This is a genomic window from Streptomyces sp. NPDC006711 (assembly GCF_042869775.1).
Classification (GTDB): domain Bacteria; phylum Actinomycetota; class Actinomycetes; order Streptomycetales; family Streptomycetaceae; genus Streptomyces.
The window spans coordinates 107,289-128,719 of the sequence record NZ_JBIAGO010000007.1 but is presented as its reverse complement, the minus strand read 5'-3'; the positions used below and the strand labels follow the sequence as shown (position 1 = coordinate 128,719).

Below are 21,431 nucleotides of genomic sequence, written 5' to 3'. Positions count from 1 at the left end.
CCCCCCGGGCACAGCCCCGGCTCACTCCCAGCGGAAGAACTTCGCGGCCGCGCCGAGGCCGAGCACCGCCCACACCGCGAGGATGGCGAGGTCGCCCCACGGCATCGAGGCGCCGCTCGCGAGCACGTCGCGCAGCCCGTCGGACAGGGCCGAGATGGGCAGCAGGTCGAGGACCGTCCGCACGCCGCCGGGGAACTTGTCCATCGGCACGATGACCCCGCCGGCCACGAGCAGCAGCAGGAACACCAGGTTGGCGGCGGCGAGCGTGGCCTCGGCCTTCAGGGTGCCGGCCATGAGCAGACCGAGCCCGGAGAACGCGGCCGTGCCGAGCACCATCAGGAGCAGCACCGCGAAGGGGTTGCCGTGCGGGGACCAGCCGAGCGCGAAGGCGATCACGGTGAGCAGCACGACTTGCAGCACCTCGGTGACCAGCACCGCGAGCGTCTTGGAGGTCATCAGCGCCCAGCGCGGCAGCGGGGAGGCGCCGAGCCGCTTGAGCACCCCGTAGCGCCGCTCGAACCCGGTCGCGATGGCCTGGCCGGTGAAGGCGGTCGACATCACGGCGAGCGCGAGGACCCCGGGAGTCAGGAAGTCCACGGACTTGCCCCGGCCGGTGTCGATGATGTCGACGGTCGAGAACAGCACCAGGAGCAGGCTCGGGATGATCACGGTGAGCAGCAGCTGCTCGCCGTTGCGCAGCAGCATCCGCGTCTCCAGCGCGGTCTGCGCCCCGATCATCCGCCCGAGCGGCGCGGCGCCCGGCTTCGGCGCGTACGTACCGGCGCTCATGCGCGCAGCTCCTTACCGGTCAGTTCGATGAAGACGTCCTCCAGCGTGCGGCGTTCGACCGAGATGCCGTCCGGCATCACGCCGTGCTGGGCGCACCAGGAGGTGACGGTGGCCAGCAGCTGGGGGTCGATGGCGCCGTCGATGCGGTAGGTGCCCGGCGTCAGTTCCGCCGCGGCCGAGCCGTCGGGCAGCGCCTTGAGGAGGGAGGCGAGGTCGAGGCCGGGGCGGCCGGTGAAGCGCAGGGTGTTCTCCGCGCCGCCCTTGCACAGCCGCTCGGGGGAGCCCTGCGCGACGACCTTGCCCGCGTCCACGATGGCCACGTCGTCGGCCAGCGTCTCGGCCTCGTCCATGAAGTGGGTGGTGAGCACCACCGAGACGCCGTCGGCGCGCAGCTCGCGCACGAGGTCCCAGGTGGCGCGGCGGGCCTGCGGGTCCAGGCCCGCGGTCGGCTCGTCGAGGAAGACGAGTTCGGGCCGGCCGACGACGGCCATCGCGAGCGCGAGGCGCTGCTGCTGGCCGCCGGAGAGCCTGCGGTAGGTGGTGCGGCCGCACCCATCGAGCCCCAGGCGCTCGATGAGCGCGTCCACGTCGAGCGGGTGGGCGTGCAGCTTGGCCATGTGGCGCAGCATTTCGTCGGCGCGGGCGCCGGAGTAGACGCCGCCGGACTGGAGCATGACGCCGACACGCGGCTTGAGGCGCGCGGCGTCGGCGACCGGGTCGAGGCCGAGGACGCGGACGGTGCCGGCGTCGGGCCTGCGATAGCCCTCGCAGGTCTCGATGGTGGTGGTCTTGCCGGCGCCGTTGGGGCCGAGGACGGCGGTCACGGCGCCGGCGCCGACCGTGAGGTCGAGGCCGTCCACGGCGGTCTTCGGTCCGTACCGCTTGACCAGGCCCACGACCTGGACGACGGGCTCGCTGTTCATGACCGGCAAGTCTAGGCGGGGCGCGGAACCCCTCGGCGCGGGACCCCTCGGCGCGGGGCCCCGCCGCTGCGGGGGCCCGCTCGGACGCAGGCTGCCGCTGACGAGGTGCGAGGAGGCCGGGGCGTACCGGGTTCACGTGCGGGGCGCGTCGGTTGTTCCCCGCCGTCACTCCTCACGCGGGCGGTGCACGGGCGGCCACCGCCGCGCGTAGGCGACCGCGTCGCGCACCGGGAAGAGGCGGCAGGCCGCGGCCCCCACCGTGCCGCGCGCCACGTCCGTGTCCCGCTCGAAGTCGGTGCCAAGGGCGCCGAAGCACTCGCTGTCCAGGTCGGTGTCGCGCACCGTGAGCCACTGCCGGCCCCGGGGGGTGTGCACCGCGAACGACACGTCCGCCGTGGGCCCGGGCACGCGGTACTCCGCGAGGTGGAAGGAGGTGCAGGAGTCGAAGCCCGCGCCCAGCAGCAGCACCCGGGCGCCGGCTTCCTCCAGGCGGGCCAGCGGGCTGCGCTCGCCGAGCCGGCAGTCGTGGGGGTGGTCCGCGGTGATCCGCGACGCGCCCGGGCCGATCGCGGCGAAGGAGGTCTGCGGGTGGGCGCTGCGCAGCGCGCCGGGCCAGGTGCGCACGGCCTCGGGAACCGCGCCGACGCCGCGACTCGGTGTGGTCGGCGGGTCGTACGCGGGCAGCGTGGCCCGGATGGGCTCCCACCACTCCTCGGGCACGGCGGGGCGGCTCCAGTGCGCGGGGTCGGAGTTGTCGTTGGAGAACGCGGGGACCACGAGCGTGCCCGTTTCGCCCAGCGTGTCGAGAAGGGATCGAACGACCGTGACGGCGCCTCCGCAGACCCAGCCCAGTGACGTCAGGGAGGAGTGCACGAGGAGCGTTTCACCAGGCCGCACCCCCAGGGTGCGCAGGTCGTCCGCGAGCGTGTCGCGCGTACACAAAGGGCCGGTCACAGGCGGTGTGGGCATGGCGGACGAGTCTGGCGCACGGCCTGCCCTCGGGGCCAGTGAATTACCGGCCCGACGATCGATCAAAGATCGTTTCCGCAGGTCAGCTTAGGTTCGCCTAAGTGATGCACCGCACCGGCCGGTGATCGGGACGTGGGTTGTCAGGCCCTGAGGAATTACGCAACAATGGTGTTGTGAAAAACGTCGGTGAGGCTCCCCAGGAGGAACTCGCGACCGGTGAGCGGTCCACCCGCAACCGGGTCGCGCGCTCGATCCTGGACCACGGGCCCTCGACCGCACAGGACCTCGCCAACCGCCTCGGCCTCACCCAGGCAGCCGTCCGCCGCCACCTCGACGCGCTCGTCGCCGACGAGGTCGTCACACCGCGCGAGCAGCGCGTGTACGGCGCGCGGACCCGTGGCCGCCCGGCCAAGGTCTTCGCCCTGACCGACTGCGGCCGGGACGCCTTCGAGCAGTCCTACGACAAGCTCGCCGTCGACGCCCTGCACTGGATCGAGCAGTCCGCCGGCGGCGGCGCGGCCGGCGAGGAAGCCGTCGCGGCGTTCGCGCGCGCCCGCGTCGAGGCCCAGGCCGGGGCGTACCGGGACGCGATCGCGGCCGCGGCTCCCGAGGAGCGCGCCCAAGCCCTCGCCAAGGCCTTGAGCGCGGACGGGTACGCTGCTACGGCGCGCGGCGCGCCCCATCCGCAGCGGGGCGAGCAGCTGTGCCAGCACCACTGCCCGGTCGCCCACGCCGCCGAGCGGTACCCGCAGCTGTGCGAGGCGGAGACCGAGTTCTTCTCCCGCCTCCTGGGAACGCATGTGCAGCGCCTGGCGACCATCGCCCATGGCGACGGCGTCTGCACCACGTTCATCCCGCACGGGGCGCCACCACAGACCACACACCAGCAAGCATCCGCAAGCACGGCCGGGAGGAACCCCGCATGACGCTCCCCACGGAGACTGCCCACCCTGAGCTCGATGGCCTGGGCACGTACGAATACGGCTGGGCCGACTCCGACGCGGCCGGCGCCGCTGCCAAGCGCGGTCTTTCCGAGGCTGTCGTGCGCGACATCTCGCAGAAGAAGAACGAGCCGGAGTGGATGCTGAAGCTGCGCCTCAAGGGCCTGCGGCTGTTCGACAAGAAGCCCATGCCGAACTGGGGCTCCGACCTCTCCGGCATCGACTTCGACAACATCAAGTACTTCGTGCGCTCCACCGAGAAGCAGGCGGCGTCCTGGGAGGACCTGCCCGCGGACATCAAGAACACGTACGACAAGCTCGGCATCCCCGAGGCGGAGAAGCAGCGCCTGGTGGCCGGTGTCGCGGCCCAGTACGAGTCCGAGGTCGTCTACCACCAGATCCGTGAGGACCTGGAGGAGCAGGGCGTCATCTTCCTCGACACCGACACCGCCCTGAAGGAGCACCCCGAGCTCTTCCAGGAGTACTTCGGCACCGTCATTCCGGTCGGCGACAACAAGTTCGCGTCGCTGAACACCGCGGTGTGGTCGGGCGGCTCGTTCATCTACGTGCCCAAGGGCGTCCACGTCGACATCCCGCTCCAGGCCTACTTCCGGATCAACACCGAGAACATGGGCCAGTTCGAGCGGACGCTGATCATCGTCGACGAGGACGCGTACGTCCACTACGTCGAGGGCTGCACCGCCCCGATCTACTCCTCGGACTCGCTGCACAGCGCCGTCGTGGAGATCATCGTCAAGAAGGGCGGCCGCTGCCGCTACACGACGATCCAGAACTGGTCGAACAACGTCTACAACCTGGTCACCAAGCGCGCCGTGGCGTACGAGGGCGCGACCATGGAGTGGATCGACGGCAACATCGGTTCCAAGGTCACCATGAAGTACCCGGCCGTCTACCTGATGGGCGAGCACGCCAAGGGCGAGACGCTGTCCATCGCCTTCGCGGGCGAGGGCCAGCACCAGGACGCCGGCTCCAAGATGGTCCACATGGCGCCGAACACCTCCTCCAACATCGTCTCCAAGTCGGTGGCGCGCGGCGGCGGCCGCACCTCCTACCGGGGCCTCGTCGAGATCGGCGAGGGCGCCCACGGCTCCAAGTCGAACGTGCTGTGCGACGCGCTGCTCGTCGACACGATCTCCCGCTCGGACACCTACCCCTACGTGGACGTCCGCGAGGACGACGTGTCCATGGGCCACGAGGCGACGGTCTCCAAGGTCTCAGAGGACCAGCTCTTCTACCTGATGAGCCGCGGTCTGACCGAGTTCGAGGCGATGGCGATGATCGTGCGCGGCTTCGTCGAGCCGATCGCCAAGGAGCTCCCCATGGAGTACGCCCTTGAGCTCAACCGGCTGATCGAACTGCAAATGGAGGGATCGGTCGGATAACGACCGTTCCCCGTCCGGCAGTTGAGCAGATTCTGATTCAGGAAGAGAGCACTACGACAGCCATGGCTGAGGCTACGAATATCCCGGTGGGCTCCACCACCGCCGGCTCCATCGCGGTGGCCGCCGAGTCGACCGTCGCCACCCGCATGAGCGCCCCTCCGTCCTTCGACGTCGGTGACTTCCCGGTCCCGCACGGCCGCGAGGAGGAGTGGCGGTTCACGCCGCTGGAGCGGCTGCGCGGGCTGCACGACGGCACCGCCGTCGCCACCGGTGAGGCCCTGAAGGTCACCGTGGACGCGCCCGGGGGCGTCACCGTGGAGAGCGTCGGGCGCGACGACGCCCGCCTCGGCAGGGCGGGGACGCCGGTGGACCGCGTCGCGGCCCAGGCGTACTCGTCCTTCGAGCAGGCCAGTGTCGTGAGTGTCCCCAAGGACACGGTGCTCACCGAGCCGATCCGGATCGCCGTGCACGGCGAGGGCGGCGTGGCCTACGGCCACCAGGTGATCGAGCTCGGCGCCTTCGCCGAGGCCGTCGTGGTCCTGGACCACACCGGCGACGCGGTGCTCGCCGCGAACGTCGAGTACGTCCTGGGCGACGGCGCCAAGCTGACCGTCGTCTCCGTCCAGGACTGGGACGACAAGGCCGTCCACGTGGCCCAGCACAACGCGCTGATCGGCCGCGACGCCACCTTCAAGTCGTTCGTGGTCACCTTCGGCGGCGACCTGGTGCGCCTGCACCCGCGCGTCGCCTACGCGGGCACCGGCGGTGAGGCCGAGCTGTTCGGCCTGTACTTCACCGACCACGGCCAGCACCAGGAGCACCGCCTCCTGGTCGACCACAACACCCCGCACTGCAAGTCCAACGCGGTGTACAAGGGCGCCCTCCAGGGCGAGGACGCGCACGCCGTGTGGATCGGCGACGTCCTCATCCAGGCCTCGGCCGAGGGCACGGACACCTACGAGATGAACCGCAACCTGGTTCTGACCGACGGCGCCCGCGTCGACTCGGTGCCGAACCTGGAGATCGAGACCGGCGAGATCGCCGGCGCGGGACACGCCTCGGCCACCGGCCGCTTCGACGACGAACAGCTCTTCTACCTGATGTCCCGGGGCGTCCCGCCGATGGAGGCCCGCCGCCTGGTCGTCCGCGGCTTCTTCGCGGAACTCGTCCAGCAGATCGGCCTGCCGGACGTCGAGGAGCGCCTGCTCGCGAAGATCGAGACGGAGCTGGAGGCTTCCGTCTGATGGCCTTCGTCAAAGCCTGCGCGCTGAGCGAGCTGGAGAGCGACACGCCCAAGCGGGTGGAGATCGACGGCACGCCGGTGTCCCTCGTCAAGACCGAGGGCGAGGTGTTCGCGATCAACGACATCTGCTCGCACGCCAATGTGTCGCTCTCGGAGGGCGAGGTGGAGGACTGCGCCATCGAGTGCTGGCTGCACGGCTCCAGCTTCGACCTCCGCACCGGCAAGCCGTCCGGCCTTCCCGCGACGCGCCCCGTCCCCGTATACCCCGTACAGATCCAAGGGGACGATGTGCTCGTCTCCGTCACCCAGGAGTCCTGAGTTCCCCATGGCAACGCTTGAAATCCGCGACCTGCACGTCTCCGTCGACACCGAGAACGGTACGAAGGAGATCCTCAAGGGCGTCAACCTGACCGTGAAGCAGGGCGAGACCCACGCCATCATGGGCCCCAACGGCTCCGGCAAGTCCACCCTGGCGTACTCGCTGGCCGGGCACCCCAAGTACTCGATCACCAGCGGCACCGTCACGCTCGACGGCGAGGACGTCCTGGAGATGTCCGTCGACGAGCGCGCCCGCGCCGGCGTCTTCCTCGCCATGCAGTACCCGGTCGAGGTCCCCGGTGTCTCGGTCTCCAACTTCCTGCGCACCTCGGCCACCGCGATCCGCGGCGAGGCGCCCAAGCTGCGCACCTGGGTGAAGGAGGTCAAGTCCGCGATGGAGCAGCTCCAGATGGACCCGGCCTTCGCCGAGCGCAACGTGAACGAGGGCTTCTCCGGCGGCGAGAAGAAGCGCCACGAGATCCTTCAGCTGGAGCTCCTGAAGCCGAAGATCGCCATCCTCGACGAGACCGACTCCGGCCTCGACGTCGACGCGCTGCGCCAGGTCTCCGAGGGCATCAACCGCGTCCGTGAGAACGGCGAGGTCGGCACCCTCCTGGTCACGCACTACACACGCATCCTGCGCTACGTGAAGCCCGACTACGTGCACGTCTTCTCGGCCGGTCGCATCGTCGAGTCCGGCGGCGCGGAGCTCGCCGACAAGCTCGAGGCCGAGGGCTACGCGTCGTACACGAAGGGCGGCGCTTCCGAGTGACACAGCTGCCGGGCCTCCTCACCGAGTCCGCTCTCCTGGACGAGGCGATCCGCAAGGACTTCCCCTTGCTGGACCGTGTGGTCCACGACGGGAAGAAGATCGTCTACCTCGACAGCGCCGCGACCTCGCAGAAGCCGCGCCAGGTGCTCGACGCGCTCAACGAGTACTACGAGCAGCACAACGCCAATGTGCACCGCGGCGTGTACCTGGTCGCCGAGGAGGCCACGGCGCTGTACGAGGGCGCCCGTGACAAGGTCGCCGCGTTCATCAACGCGCCGAGCCGCAACGAGGTGATCTTCACCAAGAACGCCTCGGAGTCGCTGAACCTCGTCGCCAACATGCTGGGCTGGGCGGACGAGCCCTACCGCGTGGACAGCGACACCGAGATCGTCATCACGGAGATGGAGCACCACTCCAACATCGTGCCGTGGCAGCTGCTCGCGCAGCGCACCGGCGCGAAGCTGAAGTGGTTCGGCCTGACCGACGACGGCCGGCTCGACCTGTCGAACCTCGACGAGATCATCACCGAGAAGACGAAGATCGTCTCCTTCACGCTGGTCTCCAACCTGCTCGGCACCCACAACCCGGTCGAGGCGATCGTGCGCCGCGCGCAGCAGGTCGGCGCGCTGGTCTGCATCGACGCCTCGCAGGCCGCCCCGCACATGCCGCTCGACGTGCAGGCCCTCCAGGCCGACTTCGTGGCCTTCACCGGCCACAAGATGTGCGGCCCGACCGGCATCGGCGTGCTGTGGGGCCGCCAGGAGCTCCTGGAGGACCTGCCGCCGTTCCTGGGTGGCGGCGAGATGATCGAGACGGTCTCGATGCACTCCTCCACCTATGCTCCGGCGCCGCACAAGTTCGAGGCGGGCACGCCCCCGATCGCGCAGGCCGTGGGCCTGGGCGCGGCGGTGGACTACCTCTCCGCGATCGGCATGGACAAGATCGCCGCGCATGAGCACGCGATCACCGAGTACGCGGTCAAGCGGCTGCTCGAAGTCCCCGACCTGCGGATCATCGGTCCGACCACCGCCGAGGACCGCGGCGCGGCGATCTCCTTCACGCTGGGCGACATCCACCCGCACGACGTCGGCCAGGTCCTCGACGAGGAGGGCATCGCGGTCCGCGTGGGCCACCACTGCGCGCGCCCGGTCTGCCTGCGCTACGGAATTCCCGCGACCACGCGAGCGTCTTTCTATCTGTACTCCACGCCCGCCGAGGTCGACGCCCTGGTGGACGGCCTGGAGCACGTACGAAACTTCTTCGGCTAGGGGTTACCGACGTGAAGCTTGATTCGATGTACCAGGACGTCATCCTGGACCACTACAAGCACCCGCACGGGCGGGGCTTGCGGGCCGGTGACGCCGAGGTGCACCACGTGAATCCGACGTGCGGCGACGAGATCACCCTGCGGGTGAAGTACGACGGTTCGCTCATCGAGGACGTCTCGTACGAGGGCCACGGCTGCTCCATCAGCCAGGCCAGCGCCTCGGTCCTCAACGACCTGCTGGTCGGCAAGGACCTGGCCGACGCGCGGCGGATCCAGGAGGCCTTCCTGGAGCTGATGCAGTCCAAGGGCCAGCTGGAGCCCGACGACGCGATGGAGGAGATCCTGGAGGACGCGGTGGCGTTCGCCGGGGTCTCCAAGTACCCCGCACGCGTGAAGTGTGCTCTGCTGAGCTGGATGGCCTGGAAGGACGCGACGGCCCAGGCTCTGGGCGAGATCGCCGAAAGGAAGACGGCATGACCGAGAACGCACAGGCGGCGATCAAGCCGGCGACCGAAGAAGAGATCCGCGAGGCGCTGTACGACGTCGTCGACCCCGAGCTGGGCATCGACGTCGTCAACCTCGGCCTCATCTACGGCATCCACGTCGACGACTCCAATGTCGTCACGCTGGACATGACCCTGACGTCCGCGGCCTGCCCGCTGACCGATGTGATCGAGGACCAGGCGAAGGCCGCGACCGACGGCATCGCCAGCGAGCTGAAGATCAACTGGGTCTGGATGCCGCCGTGGGGTCCGGACAAGATCACCGACGACGGCCGCGAGCAGCTGCGTGCGCTGGGGTTCAACGTCTGAGTCCCGCCCGCGAGTCGAGACCCCCGGTACCGCTGGTACCGGGGGTCTTCGCATGGGGGCCCTTCGCGTGGCACGGTGACGGGGACGGTCTCCGGGCGCCGTGGACGGCCGGCGACCAGGACACCACCGGGACCCGGACCCCGCGGGCCGCTACCCCGCCTGCTTGACGCAGGTCCGGTCCCTCGCAGGCAGCTTGCCTGTGGCCAGGTACCGGTTGACCTGGCCGTCCACGCACGCGTTGCCGTAACGCCCAAAGAGGGCGTGCCGGTTGGCACCCTTGAGGGTGAGCAGCCTGGAGCTCGGCAGCTGCTGGTGGAGCTCGACGCTCCCCTTGTACGTGGTACGCGGGTCCCCGGTGGCGGCGACGATCAGTACGGGGGCATCGCGCCGCACCCGGGTGGGCTCTTCGCGCGGCGAGTCCCAGAAGGCGCACGGGTTGATGTTGTTGGTCAGAGCGCCGAACAGCGGGTGCGCGACGCGGTTTCGCTCGATGTCGCGCCAGTAGAGCTCGGGATCGCGCGCGGCGGCCACGTCCCCGCAGATGACCGCGGACTGCGCGCCAGTGGGCTCGCCCTCACCGCGCAGCACGTACCGGAGTTCCGGGACGAGCGCCGGCGGCACCGCCGCCGGCCGGCCCTCGGCGGCTTTGGCCAGAGCGGAAACCAGCTCGCCGAGCGACGCCCGCGCCGGGGCGGTGTCGTCCGCGATGCCCGAGAAGAGGAGGAGCGGCACCTGGCTGTCGTCGATCCGGAAGGCATCGGCGCCGGTACCGATGGTCAGCGGACCGCGCGCGGCCGCCGCGCCGATGCGGTCGACGGCGGCGAGCACCTTGGCGCGGCTGCGGCCGAGGCCGTAGGTGTCGTGGTGCTCCGCGGCCCAGGCGGCCCAGTCGGACAGCGCCTTCTCGTTCTCGGGCTCGGTGCCCTTCAGCAGCCGGGGGCGGTAGTCGCTCGGGTTGATCGCCCCGTCCAGCACCATCCGGTCCTGGCGGCCGGGGAACATCTGTGTGTAGACCGTGCCCAGGTAGGTGCCGTACGAGTAGCCCAGGAAGGAGATCTTCCGCTCGCCGAGCGTGCCGCGGATGACGTCCATGTCGCGGGCCGTGTTGCGGGTGGTGATGTGCGGGAGCACGTCGGCGTCCTTGGCCCGGCACTTGTCGGCGAGGCTCTTCTGCAGGGCGACCTGGCGGTCGAAGCCCGCCCGGCCGGCGCCGGCGGACAGCCAGGTCATGCCGACGGGCAGGCCGCAGTCCAGCGCGGTGCTGCGCCCGATGAAGCGCGGGTCGAAGCCGACGATGTCGTAGCGCGCGCCGACCTCCTTCATCGACGCACGGGCCTGCGGCGGGGACTGGAGCGCGGGCCCGCCCGGACCGCCGTTGTTGAGGAGGATCGCGCCGATGCGATGGCGGGTGTCGGTGGCCTTGAGCCGGGAGATCGCCACGGTGATCGTGCGCCCCCGGGGGTCGGCGTAATCCAGGGGCACGGTCACGTCGGCGCACCGCACGCCCGCCTGGTCCAGATCGCGGCCCGTGGTGTCGTCGGCGCCCTTGACGCAGCTGCCCCAGCCGAGGCGCTGGTGGTAATACCGGTCCAGTGCGGCCCCGGAGCTGTCCTGGGCGGGGGTCTCGGCGGCCGTGGCCAGGACCGGGGAGGACGTGAGGCAGGCGGCGAGGGTGAGGCTCACGGCCAAGGCGCGGCGTGGGGCGGGGCCGACAGTGGCCACGGGGTCTCCTTGAGTATCGTCCGCTTCGTGTGATCGCATGCCCCGAGGCTAGGAACCCGCCCTGGTGAGGCACATCGCCCGAGGGCACGAGGACCCCGGTCCTGGCCGCGCCTCGTCCGGGACCTGCGTCCCGGACCGGTCTCCTCCTCCGGGAGGAGACCGGCGGCGAGACCGCGCCAAGAAGCCGCTCCTTGAGGGACGCGGAGTGCAGCAGCAGGCTCGCAAGCCCTGGCGGGTCTACGAGGTGTCCTGTCCTGAGCGCGATCAGGGCAGCGAGGCCAAATGCCTCACCGCCGCACGCCGTCGCCGGCTCGCCTGTCACCACCTCCCACAGCGTGTTCGTGGTCAGCGCCATCTCGTCCACGCGCCGAAGCGTCTGCGGCACTCAGCCGCTCCGGGCGGCGCCGCGCTCACTGCCGCGCGAAGGCCCCGGCACGGGCAAGCTGAGGCGATGAGCGCGCCGCACCGCCGCCCCTCTGGGCGCCGGCCAGGTCCCGGCCGGCGGCCCGTTCGCAGGTGAACAGCCCCGGCCACGTACGAGGCCCCTGTGACCTGTCCCAGGGGGCGGACGGCCACCCGATGACGAGGACCGTCTGCGTTGGCCCGGTCCCGCACCCGGATCACCGGGAGTGGCCTCAAGACCTCGTCGCTCACGCGCCGCAGAACTCCGCTTGGACGACCCGCTGCTCATGGACGTTCCAGTCGCCGTTGAAGTTCAACGACAGGACGTGCCCACCATCTGTGGTCGCCATGGTCTGCGATACGGAGCCCTGAATGCCGCCGCTGTGCCCCCACACCTGGGTACCGCAGGACAGTGTCATTCTCATCAGGCCCAGCCCGTAGGAGACGCCCGGCGCCTCGGGGATGGAGACGGCCGTGGTCATCTCCTTCATCTGACGCTTCTGGAGGAGCCGCCCGGAGAGCAGGGCCTGGTAGAACCGGTTGAGATCGCGGGTGGTGGAGATCATTTCCCCGGCGGCGCCCGCGAGGGAGGGGTTGAGTTCGGTGACGTCGTACGTCGCACTGTCGGGTTCCCCGGGGCCGGCGAGCTCTCCATGTCCCGTCGCCGCGCCCATATCGCGATGATCGGCATCCCCATCATCAGCCACGTCCTGCCCAGCCTCGCCCTCATCCGCGAGCTGGTGGCCCGCGGGCACCGGGTCACCAGCGCCAACGACCCGTTCGTGGCCGACCGGATCGAGTCCACCGGCGCGGAGTTGGTGCCCTGCACCTCCACGCTGCCCGTCGAGGACAACGACTGGCCGGCCGATCCCATCGCCGCGGCGAGCCTCTTCCTCAAGGACGCAGTCCAGGCGCTCCCGCAACTGCGCGCCGCCTACGACGACGATCCGGCCGACCTGTATCTCTACGACATCGGCGCCTACGCGGCGCGCGCCCTCGCCGAAGCGCAGGGCCGTCCCCTCGTGCAGCTGTCCCCGACGTTCGTCGGCTGGGACGGCTACCAGGAGGAAGTCGCGGCCCAGCTAAGGAAGCTGCCGGGCGCTGACGCGTACCAGGCCGGGTTCGCGCGGTGGCTCGCCGAGTGCGGGGCGACCACCACGGACGTGGACACGTTCTGCGGCCCGCCCGCCCGGGCCCTCGCCCTGATCCCGAAAGCGATGCAGCCGCACGGCGATCGGGTCGACACCGACACGGTGACCTTCGTCGCCCCTGCTTCGACACCCGGGCGGGCACGGACGGCTGGACACGCCCGGCCGGCGCGGACCACGTGCTGCTCATCTCGCTCGGTTCGGCGTACACGCGCCAGCCCGCGTTCTACCGCCAGTGCGTCGCCGCCTTCGGCGACCTGCCCGGCTGGCACGTCGTCCTCCAGATCGGCAAGTACACCGACCCCGGAGAACTCGGCACCATCCCACCCAACGTCGAGGTCCACTCCTGGGTCCCGCAGCGGGCGATCCTGGAACAGGCCGACGCCTTCGTCACCCACGCCGGCATGGGCGGCTGCGCCGAAGGGCTCCTCGCCGGCGTTCCCATGATCGCCGTGCCGCAGGGAGCCGAGCAGTTCATGAACGCCGACCGGCTCGTGGAACTCGGCGTCGCCCACCGTGTGGACACCGCCGACGCCACCGCCGAGACGCTCCGTGCGGCGCTGAACGACCTGGTCGCGGATCCGGACCGCCTCGACCGGTCCAAGCGGTTGCAGGCCGCCGCCCGGGCCGAGGGCGGCACCCCGCGCGCTGCCGGCCTCATCGAGAGCACGCTGGCCGCCGCCAGGGGGCCCGCGCTCTGAGACTCCGTACTACCGGCGTCCTGTCGGCCGAGGGCACACGGTGGCCGAAAGCCGGCCTTTCGAGAACTGGCGACAGTCGAATTCGCGAGCTCACCAGGGCCGGGGGCTCAATCGCACTCGTACGTCGACAAGCATTCACGGACATCTCGTCAGCGGCACGCCGCTGACCTCCTGACGACGTCAGGAGCTCCTACAGGCTGCGTACGGGGCGCTGTGAACACTTGGGTTGTGTGACGTTCCGGGCCGGGTCACGTGCCGGGTGTTCGCGCCCGGGCGGGATCAGTGGGGGCCATGGTGTGGGTGTCCGGCCGAACCAGTGCGGCTCCGCACCAACCGGCACCCGTCACACCCGTACCGGGGTGCCGTGAACTCAGGGTGTCAGGTCTGCTCGCATCATCACCCACCGTCGCCGCCCTCGCGCTTGCCGCAGCCGGCCCGGCCACGCCCATCGCCGCGCACCAGGCCGAGCAGCTGATCTCCCTGGAGTCGTTGAACGCTCCATGCCGTTCACTTCGAGGCGTCAGATGTGACGAGGGTGTTTCGGAACGCCCCTGGGAATTCGGGTGGCCGCGGCGCGATTTCCTGGAGGCGCGGTTCCCATGCGCGGATACCGCGCCACGGCCACGCGATGCCCGTACCCGCGATTTTGAACGTGATGACCCTCATCCCCCAAGTGCCCCTAAATGCCCCTGAGTGATGGGGCGCGACAAACAGGTGGGTGCCCCGCGCCGAAGCGCGGGGCACCCACCTGATGATCGATTATGCCCGGCCTACCAGCGGTACCAGCGGCCGCTCCCTCCCTTGGGGCGGGCGACGAACCCGACGAGCCAGACGACGAGCACGATGATCGCGATCCACCACAGGGCCTTCAGGGCGAAACCCGCGCCGAAGAGGATCAGAGCCAGCAGAAGAACGAGAAGCAGGGGAACCATAGTTATCAACCTCCGAGCCATCGAATGCCCCGGCTTTCCGCGCCGACACGGCCCCGGCACAATTGTTTACAAGATTCTTATCCGGGCATTCGGTTGCGTCCTTCCTTTGCGCTGACCGTCGCTCGGGAAGGATCCTGGTGATCGGCGCCCGCTCAGTAAGTGGTCAGACCGCACCCCACGTCGACCACCGGCCGCAACTGTCTGTCCACCGGGTTCCACCAGCGAGATCACCTCTACGGCTGGGGTACTGGCTACGTTGTACTTCGAGGATCAAGGAGAAGGTATGGACTCCTGCGCGGAGTGCGGTGCGTCGATGGACCCGCGATCCTGTGACGACCTGTTCCACGCCTTGCTCGCGTTGGACCATGCACGGAGGGCACCATGGGGGCCGCTGCACGGCGTCTCGGTCTCTTGCTTCCTGCTCCAACACCCCAGTCGGCTTCCCGCCGACGACGGCGCGATGGCTTGGGCGCTCCTGCGCGCATACCTCGAAGGCGGCCTCGACGAAGTGGACCAGCTCGTCGGTCGGGCTCGTCGTGGCAACTCCCATCGCGCCAAGGGCAGGCCGTCACGAGTCGTCCGGGACACGGCGCTACCGCACGGGGACGCGCCGCGATCCCGTTTTTCCGTCACGATCGAAGACGTCGCCATCGACGGGACGTTCCCCTCGGCGGGGTTCTCGGAACGCGTCAAGGCTTGGGCCACCGCGACGGTCGACGCGTGGGGACGCGGGCGGCCGGGCGGCCGGGCAGCGTGCGGTGAGGCGCGCTGATCCTGCGGAAGTGAAGTGCCGGGTCAGTTGAGGTGCTGGTCGATGTGGACGGTGAGGGCATGGACGCTGGGGGCCTTGTACATGGCGGTGACGGGGATGTCGATGCCCAGGCCGGTTTGTAGGCGTCGGCGTAGGCGGATGGTATGGAGGGAGTCCATGCCGAGGGCGACGAGGGAGGTGTGGAGGTCGATACGGGCCGGGTCGGTGTGCAGGACGTCGGCGGCCAGGTCGCGGATGTGTGCGGCCAGGAGCCGGATCCGGGCCTGGGTGTCGGTGGTGGCCTGGAGTTCGGCGAGCACACCGCGCGATGGTTCCTGGGGCCGGTCCGGCCGGTCCGGCGAGCCTGTGCGCAGAAGCGGCGAGAGGTAGGCGGAGGCTGCCACGTCGGGGTAGGGCTGGAGCCACGCGGCGACATCGAGGTCGATGCAGCCGGTGGCGGGGCGGGAATGTGCCAGGAGGCGTTCGAGGACGAGAAGGGCTTGTGCGGGGGCGATGGTGGCGAATCCGCGGGCGCCGATGGTACGGGCGCCGATGCCTCGCTCCCCCCAGGGGCCCCAGTTGACGCCGAGTGCTTGCAGCCCCTGAGCATGGCGGTGCGTGATCAGGGCGTCGAGCCAGGCACTGGCCGAGGCGTATGGGCCCTGGCCCGGAGAACCGATCTGGGAGACGAAGGAGGAGAAGGCGACCCACCAGTCCACCGGGTGGGAGAGGGTCGCCTGGTGCAGCAGCCAGGCCCCGAGGGCTTTGGGGCGCCAGACCCGTTCGATGAGTTCGGGTTCGGTGCGGGTGACGGTGGCGTCGTCGACGACCGCGGCGGCGTGGATGACTCCGCGCAGGGACAGGTCTGTCCCGGTGGCGAGGTCGACGAGGCGTTCGGCGGTGCCGGGTTCGGCGAGGTCGGCGTTGAGGACGTCGATGCGCGCCCCTGCCTCTTGCAGGTGGCGTATCTCGGCGAGGGCCTCGGGGCCGGGGACGGAGCGGCTGTTGAGGACGATGCGGCCGGCGCCACGCTCGGCCAGCCATCGGCACAGGATCAGGCCGAGGCCGCCGAGGCCGCCGGTGATGATGTAGCCGCCGTCGTCGCGGACGGTGCGCAGGCCGGCGGGCGGGATGTACGCGGTGATCGGGGTGCGGGGCCAGGTATAGACCGCGCTGTTCGGCCCTGAGGGATGTGCGGCGGGGGCGGTGAGGTCGGCGAGGGGAAGGCGGCTGACGGGCAGGAGCGGCAAGGTCCCTTCGGCCAGCGCGTGACCTGTCCGGCCCAGGTGCTCGGCGGTCTGCTCGGGTGTCGCCAGGACGGCGGCCAGATGGGGGTGTGCGGTCAGAGTGCCCGGGGCGGCGGGCCGGGAGGCGGGGGTGGACGTGGTGATCCAGCGGGCGCCGGGTTTGAGCGGGGGCAGGGCGTGGGGGTCGGGGCGGGTGGTGGCGTCGAGAATGACGTCGTAGGCGAGGCCGTCGTGGGCACGGTGGGGGTGTACGTGCTCGGGCATCGGGACGTCCGGTCCGGTTGTGGCGGAGTGTGTGTGGGCGCCCGCCGCACCGGCCACGTGGGCGGCTGCCAGCAAGGTGGCGGTGTTCGTGCCCAGCAGCAGGACCCGTTCGTGCCGGGTGACGCGGGCAAGGTCGTGGAGGATGTGGTGGGCGGTGAGGTAGGGCAGCAGGCTGCCGGCGAAGGCGGCCGGGTCCAGGTGGCCGGGTACGGTCACCGTCGACGGCGCCTCCACGGTGACCTGGCTGTCCAGGCCAGGGGCAGGGATCAGGGCTGCCACCGGGTGGCCGGTGCTCGGCTCGCCGGCGCCGGACAAGGTGCGTCCCGCGCAGGCCCGTACCGGCAGTTGCGGGTCGCCGTCGAAGCGGCAGGTGTGTGTCACCGCGATGCGTATGCGGTCCTGAGTGCGGGCCGCATCGGCGGCGTCGGGGCCGGGGCCGGGGCCGGGGCAGAGGGTGTAGGTGAGATGGCCGGGCACTGCCGCGGGTTCGGCGGTGACGGCGTGGTCGCCCGGTGCGAGGGTGCGAGTTCGGCGTTCGTCGGGTCGCAGGGGAGCGGGGGTGAGGCGGGCGGCATGCCGGCGGCCCGCGCGCCACGCCACCTCGTCGATTCCGTCCGGCTCGGCGAGGAGTTCGCGCGTGAGCTGCCCGGCCGGCGTCACGATGTCGGTGTCGATCAGGCGGGCGCGTAGTTCCGGGTGTTCGTAGGCGAGGCTGCGCAGCAGGCCGCGCAGGCCGGCGTTCTCCAATGCCACGTCTTCACCGTCCCGGACGGGCTGCCCGTGGTGGGTCAGCACGTGCAGGCGGGGTGGGGTCGCGTCCGTTTCGGCCAGGGCTCGGGCCAGGAGGGCCAGGCGGGTGGTGCGGGCACAGGCGGCGTGCGGTGCCCATGGCCCTGGTGCGTCGCCGGTGGGTGGTGGGGTGAGCAGCAGGACGTCGGTGAACGGCTGGGGGGTGGCGTCCAGGGTGCGCCGCAGATGCTGTGGGAGGCCCGCGATGTCGTCCGTGGCGGTGGCCAGTGGTGTCGTGGTCAGGGTGAGGGCGGCGCCGTGGGCGCGCAGCGCGTCGAGCAGGGCGCTTTCCCACGAGCCGGGTCGCTGCTCGATGAGGGCCAGCCACCGCCCTGCGCCGGGCCGGACGGTCGGGGCGCAGGCTTGCTCGAACCGGTGCTGGTAGAGGAGGCCTTCGTCCGGATCGCCGGCGTGTGCCTCGTGGGCGAAGCGGATGTCGCCGGCGGTCAGCAGCGGCAGTCCGTCCTCGTCGAGCAGTTCCAGCGATCCGGTGATCCGCGTTGCCGAGACCTCGTCGGCCCGTGCGCGGCAGTACACCGCGCTTCGGGTGTCGCCGAGGAGGTGCAGCCGTCCGATGCCCACGGGGTGAGCGCGTCCGGCAGGCAGGTCGGCGTGCACGGTCCACAAGGCCAGCAGCGTTTGCAGGGCGCCGTCCAGCAGTACCGGGTGGCAGGTGAAGCAGGCTCCGTGGGGCCGGGCTTCATCGGGGATGCGCAGCCGCGCCACGGCCTGGGTGCCCGCGGTGCGGTCGAGGCGCACCCACACCAGGGACCTGAAAGCCGGCCCGTATTCCAGGCGCATGGTGCGTCGCCAGCGGTCGTACAACTCGGCCGACGGCACCAGGCGCGGGTAGCGCTCTTCGAGTCCGCTCACCTCCCTGCGCGCCGGCCTGGGCCAGTCCTTGGACCGCAAGAGCGTGGCGGTGCTGTGCGTGATCGTCCGCGCGTCGCTCGTCGGGGAACTGGCCTGCCAGCGCGCTGATGAGCCATGGGGGCTGTGGGTGGCGGCGCACAGGGTGGTGACGGGGTCGGCATCGGAATCGGTGTCGAGCGGGAAGTAGGAGTCGAAGGTGACGTCGCGCAGGTGCACGTCCCCTTCGCCGGGCGCCAGGATGTGCTCGGCGGCCGCCAGCGCCATGTCGCAGAGCCCCGCTCCGGGCATGACCGCCACGCCGGAGACGCGGTGGTCGCGCAGCCAGGCGGTCAGCGAATCGGGGAGCCGGTGTTGCCATACGCGACGGTGGCCGTCGTCCGGGTCTGTGGCCGGTGTGCCCAGCAGGGGGTGCGGTTGTGAGGAGGCGGGGGTGGTCAGGGCGCTGGGTTCGGTCAGGTACTCGTCCGTCTCCCAGCTGGTGGCCGGTGGTTCGCTGAGAGCGCCTCGTGCGTACCACCGTCGCCACGGCACCGGTTCGCCGGCGCAGTGCAGGGCCGCCAGCGCCGTGGCGAAAGCGACGCGCTCGTCCTGCTCTCGGTGGAGGGTGGGCAGCACAGCCGTCTGTCCGGGCAGGTCCCGCTCCAGCGTGGCGCTGATCGGCCCTGCGACCAGAGGGTGCGGACTGATCTCGATGAAGTGGCGGTGGCCGTCGCGCGCCGCGGCCGCGACGGCGTCGGCGAAGCGGACCGGGTGGCGGAGGTTGTCGGCCCAGTAGCCCGCGTCCAGGACCACTTCGGCACGCGGGTCCTGCCGGACCGTGGTGTAGAAGACGCAGCGCGCCGCCGGCCCCGGCCGGATGTCCGCCAGTGCGGTGCGGATGAGCGGTGTCAGCGGGTCCAAGTACGAAGAATGGGAGGCGTAGTCGACGGGCACCTTGGAGGCCGCGACATCTCGGCCGGCCCAGTGGTCGACCATGCGGTCGATCGCGGCGGTGTCTCCGGCGACCACGGTGTGCCGGTGGCTGGCCAGGACGGCGATCTCCACGTTCTCTTCCCCGGCTTCGCGCAGGTCGCGCTCGACCCGGTCGGCTGATGCGTGGACGGCCGCCATCGTGCCCTGACCGATGACCCGGGTCAGCAGCCGGGCCCGGCGGCATACCACCCGTGCCCCGTCGGACGCCGACAGAGCGCCGCAGGTGACCGCGGCGGCGATCTCACCCATCGAGTGGCCGATGACCGCCGCCGGCTCGACGCCGTGGGAGCGCCACATCGCCGTCAACGCGACCTGGAGGGCGAAGAGCACAGGCTGGACCCGCTCCGAGCCGGTGACGACCTCCTCGGCGTCCAGCACCTGCCGTACGGAGAATCCGCCCTCGGCCAGGATCACCGTCTCCAACTCCTCCATGGCACGCGTGAACGCCCGGTGACGGCCCCACAGGCGCCGCCCCATCCGGGCCCACTGCGAGCCGTGACCGGAGTAGACGAACACCGGCCCCCGCCCGGCCGGAAGGACCCGACCCGTGACTGTGCCCTGCGTGGCCCGCCCGTCCGCGCACGCCTGGAGCCGGGCTGCCAGCTCCTGCCTGCCGTCGGCGACGACCGCGGCACGGTGGCCCGCATGGGAGCGGCGCACCGCCAGCGTGTGCGCGAGATCCGCCAGCGGCACCTCCTCGCCCTCCGTCTCCAGCCAGCGCCCCACCCGCGCCGCCGACTCGCGCAGCGCCGCCGGGGAGCCGGCGCTCAGCAGGAACGTCTTGGTTCGGGGCTGTTCGCGGCCCGGGCGGGGCCGGGCCGCGGGGGCCTGCTCGACGATGGCATGGGCATTGATGCCGCTCACACCGTAGGAGGACAGGGCCGCCACCCTCGGCCCGCGCTCCACCGGCCACGGCGCCGTCTCGGTGGGGACGAACAACCGACAGCCGTCGGCCTCGATCTGCGGGTTCCACCGGCGGAAGTGGAGCGTCGCCGGCACCGTGCCATGCCGCAGGCTGAGCAGTACTTTCAGCAGACCGACGAGGCCGGACGCCGGTTCGGTGTGTCCCACGTTCGTCTTCACCGACCCCAGCGCGCACTGACCGCCGCCACCGCCGTACACCTTCTTGAGCGCCGCGAACTCAAGAGGGTCACCAACAGGCGTCCCGGTCCCGTGCGCCTCGATCATCCCCACCCTGCCGGCATCCAGCCCAGCCCGCCGCAGCGCCTGGGCGAACACCGCCGCCTGCGCTTCGGAGGAAGGAGCCGTCAACCGCACCGACCGCCCGTCCTGGTTGACTGCCGACCCGCGCACCACCCCCAGAATCCGGTCACCGTCCCGCTGCGCGTCGGACAGCAACTTGAGCACGACAACGACGCAGCCCTCCGAGCGCACGAAGCCGTCCGCGTCCGCGTCGAAGGCCCGGATGTGCCCGGTGGGCGAGAACATCTCCCAACGGGCCTCGGCCACCGTGATCTCAGGTCCCAGCCCCGCCGACACACCTCCCACCAGCGCCAGCGGGCACTCACGCGCCCGCAGCGCCTGGCAGGCCAGATGGAGAGCGACCAGCGACGAGGAACAGGCCGTGTCCACCGCCAGGCACGGCCCGTGCAGGTCCAGGAAGAACGACAGCCGACCCACCCCGACACCGTGCATCCCCCCGGTCGTCCAATACGGGGACACTTCCTCCGCCCGGCGGTGACCGCGCAGAAAGTGGTCCATGGTGTACATGCCGCTGAACACGCCCGCCGCGCTGCCCCGCACGGTCTCGACGGGGATACCGGCGTGCTCGAACGCCTCCCACGCCACCATCATCAGCAACCGGTGCTGCGGGTCCAGCCACCGTGCTTCTTCGCCGCTGATCCCGAAGAACGCGGCATCGAAGCGAAGGAATCGTTCCGGCAAATAGCCACCATGGACGATCTGCCGGCCCACTCCACCAGCCAGGCCCGCCGCCACCGCGGAGGCGTCCCATCGGTCCACAGGTACGGGCCCGACCACCTCCTGGCGCCGCTCCAGCAGCCGCCACAAGGCCGCGGGGGAATCGATGTTCCCAGGCAACCGGCATGCCGCCCCCACCACCGCCACCGGCTCGTCCGGGGTCCGACTCGTCGATGCGCCCATGTGCGGTTCCCTTTCGGCCGACGTAGACGGAGGCGGCGGTCACCGGGCGGTCCCGGCGACCGATCGGCG

At 70.9% G+C, this 21,431-nt stretch carries 16 protein-coding genes and 1 pseudogene; 10 read left to right on the top strand and 7 right to left on the bottom strand.

The window, feature by feature from the left end; translation table 11 throughout:
- Positions 1 to 21: 21 nt before the first annotated feature.
- The 3 genes from ACFYM2_RS16900 to ACFYM2_RS16890 all read right to left on the bottom strand — a co-directional run bounded on the left by ACFYM2_RS16900 (position 22) and on the right by ACFYM2_RS16890 (position 2,681).
- A complete protein-coding gene (locus ACFYM2_RS16900; RefSeq protein ID WP_359007392.1) occupies positions 22 to 789 on the bottom strand; it encodes an ABC transporter permease in 768 nt (255 codons plus the stop codon).
- Positions 786 to 1,712 (bottom strand): ABC transporter ATP-binding protein, encoded by a 927-nt coding sequence (locus tag ACFYM2_RS16895; RefSeq protein WP_388836903.1) that lies wholly within the window; start codon positions 1,710 to 1,712, stop codon positions 786 to 788. The genes ACFYM2_RS16900 and ACFYM2_RS16895 overlap by 4 nt, the downstream gene beginning before the upstream one ends.
- Positions 1,713 to 1,877: 165 nt before the next feature.
- Positions 1,878 to 2,681 (bottom strand): aminoglycoside N(3)-acetyltransferase, encoded by an 804-nt coding sequence (locus tag ACFYM2_RS16890; protein WP_388836900.1) that lies wholly within the window; start codon positions 2,679 to 2,681, stop codon positions 1,878 to 1,880.
- 173 nt (positions 2,682 to 2,854) lie between these two features.
- Between ACFYM2_RS16890 and ACFYM2_RS16885 the strand changes: the two genes are divergently transcribed.
- From ACFYM2_RS16885 to ACFYM2_RS16850, 8 genes are all read left to right on the top strand, one after another.
- Positions 2,855 to 3,607 (top strand): ArsR family transcriptional regulator, encoded by a 753-nt coding sequence (locus tag ACFYM2_RS16885; RefSeq protein WP_359007386.1) that lies wholly within the window; start codon positions 2,855 to 2,857, stop codon positions 3,605 to 3,607.
- Positions 3,604 to 5,025, top strand: coding sequence for a Fe-S cluster assembly protein SufB (sufB, locus tag ACFYM2_RS16880; protein ID WP_120724505.1), 1,422 nt, complete (start codon positions 3,604 to 3,606; stop codon positions 5,023 to 5,025). The genes ACFYM2_RS16885 and sufB overlap by 4 nt, the downstream gene beginning before the upstream one ends.
- 62 nt (positions 5,026 to 5,087) lie before the next feature.
- Positions 5,088 to 6,269 carry a Fe-S cluster assembly protein SufD gene (gene sufD / locus ACFYM2_RS16875; protein WP_388836897.1) on the top strand — a complete coding sequence of 394 codons (1,182 nt, stop codon included), beginning with the start codon at positions 5,088 to 5,090 and terminating at the stop codon, positions 6,267 to 6,269.
- Positions 6,269 to 6,586, top strand: a complete 318-nt coding sequence (locus ACFYM2_RS16870; RefSeq protein WP_100574415.1) for a bifunctional 3-phenylpropionate/cinnamic acid dioxygenase ferredoxin subunit — start codon at positions 6,269 to 6,271, stop codon at positions 6,584 to 6,586. Before sufD ends, ACFYM2_RS16870 begins: the two co-directional genes overlap by 1 nt.
- A gap of 7 nt (positions 6,587 to 6,593) precedes the next feature.
- Positions 6,594 to 7,358, top strand: a complete 765-nt coding sequence (sufC, locus tag ACFYM2_RS16865; RefSeq protein WP_388836894.1) for a Fe-S cluster assembly ATPase SufC — start codon at positions 6,594 to 6,596, stop codon at positions 7,356 to 7,358.
- Positions 7,355 to 8,626, top strand: coding sequence for a cysteine desulfurase (locus ACFYM2_RS16860; protein WP_388836891.1), 1,272 nt, complete (start codon positions 7,355 to 7,357; stop codon positions 8,624 to 8,626). The genes sufC and ACFYM2_RS16860 overlap by 4 nt, the downstream gene beginning before the upstream one ends.
- Before the next feature lie 11 nt (positions 8,627 to 8,637).
- Positions 8,638 to 9,102 (top strand): Fe-S cluster assembly sulfur transfer protein SufU, encoded by a 465-nt coding sequence (gene sufU / locus ACFYM2_RS16855; RefSeq protein ID WP_359007374.1) that lies wholly within the window; start codon positions 8,638 to 8,640, stop codon positions 9,100 to 9,102.
- On the top strand, positions 9,099 to 9,437 hold the full coding sequence (locus tag ACFYM2_RS16850) for a metal-sulfur cluster assembly factor (RefSeq protein ID WP_350229677.1): 339 nt from the start codon (positions 9,099 to 9,101) through the stop codon (positions 9,435 to 9,437). The genes sufU and ACFYM2_RS16850 overlap by 4 nt, the downstream gene beginning before the upstream one ends.
- A gap of 150 nt (positions 9,438 to 9,587) precedes the next feature.
- Here the strand turns inward: ACFYM2_RS16850 and ACFYM2_RS16845 are convergent, their stop codons facing one another.
- Together ACFYM2_RS16845 and ACFYM2_RS16840 are read right to left on the bottom strand one after the other, a co-directional pair.
- Complete coding sequence (locus ACFYM2_RS16845; protein ID WP_388836888.1) at positions 9,588 to 11,159, bottom strand: alpha/beta hydrolase; 1,572 nt, start codon at positions 11,157 to 11,159, stop codon at positions 9,588 to 9,590.
- A gap of 650 nt (positions 11,160 to 11,809) precedes the next feature.
- Positions 11,810 to 12,235, bottom strand: coding sequence for a serine hydrolase (locus ACFYM2_RS16840; protein WP_388457350.1), 426 nt, complete (start codon positions 12,233 to 12,235; stop codon positions 11,810 to 11,812).
- On the opposite strand from ACFYM2_RS16840, the pseudogene ACFYM2_RS16835 reads away from it, so the two are divergent.
- Positions 12,215 to 13,410 (top strand): annotated as a pseudogene (locus tag ACFYM2_RS16835) (macrolide family glycosyltransferase). The gene ACFYM2_RS16840 and the pseudogene ACFYM2_RS16835 sit on opposite strands and share 21 nt — an antisense overlap.
- Positions 13,411 to 14,180: 770 nt before the next feature.
- Here the strand turns inward: ACFYM2_RS16835 and ACFYM2_RS16830 are convergent.
- Complete coding sequence (locus ACFYM2_RS16830; protein ID WP_100575597.1) at positions 14,181 to 14,342, bottom strand: hydrophobic protein; 162 nt, start codon at positions 14,340 to 14,342, stop codon at positions 14,181 to 14,183.
- 283 nt (positions 14,343 to 14,625) lie between these two features.
- On the opposite strand from ACFYM2_RS16830, the gene ACFYM2_RS16825 reads away from it, so the two are divergent.
- Entirely contained in the window at positions 14,626 to 15,114 is a 489-nt protein-coding gene (locus ACFYM2_RS16825) for a DUF5946 family protein (RefSeq protein WP_388457354.1), read from the top strand.
- Between the two features lie 23 nt (positions 15,115 to 15,137).
- Here ACFYM2_RS16825 and ACFYM2_RS16820 read toward each other — a convergent pair whose 3' ends face one another.
- The gene (locus tag ACFYM2_RS16820) at positions 15,138 to 21,362 is read right to left on the bottom strand and encodes an SDR family NAD(P)-dependent oxidoreductase (RefSeq protein ID WP_388836885.1); all 6,225 of its coding nucleotides are present in this window, start codon (positions 21,360 to 21,362) and stop codon (positions 15,138 to 15,140) included.
- Positions 21,363 to 21,431 lie beyond the last annotated feature (69 nt).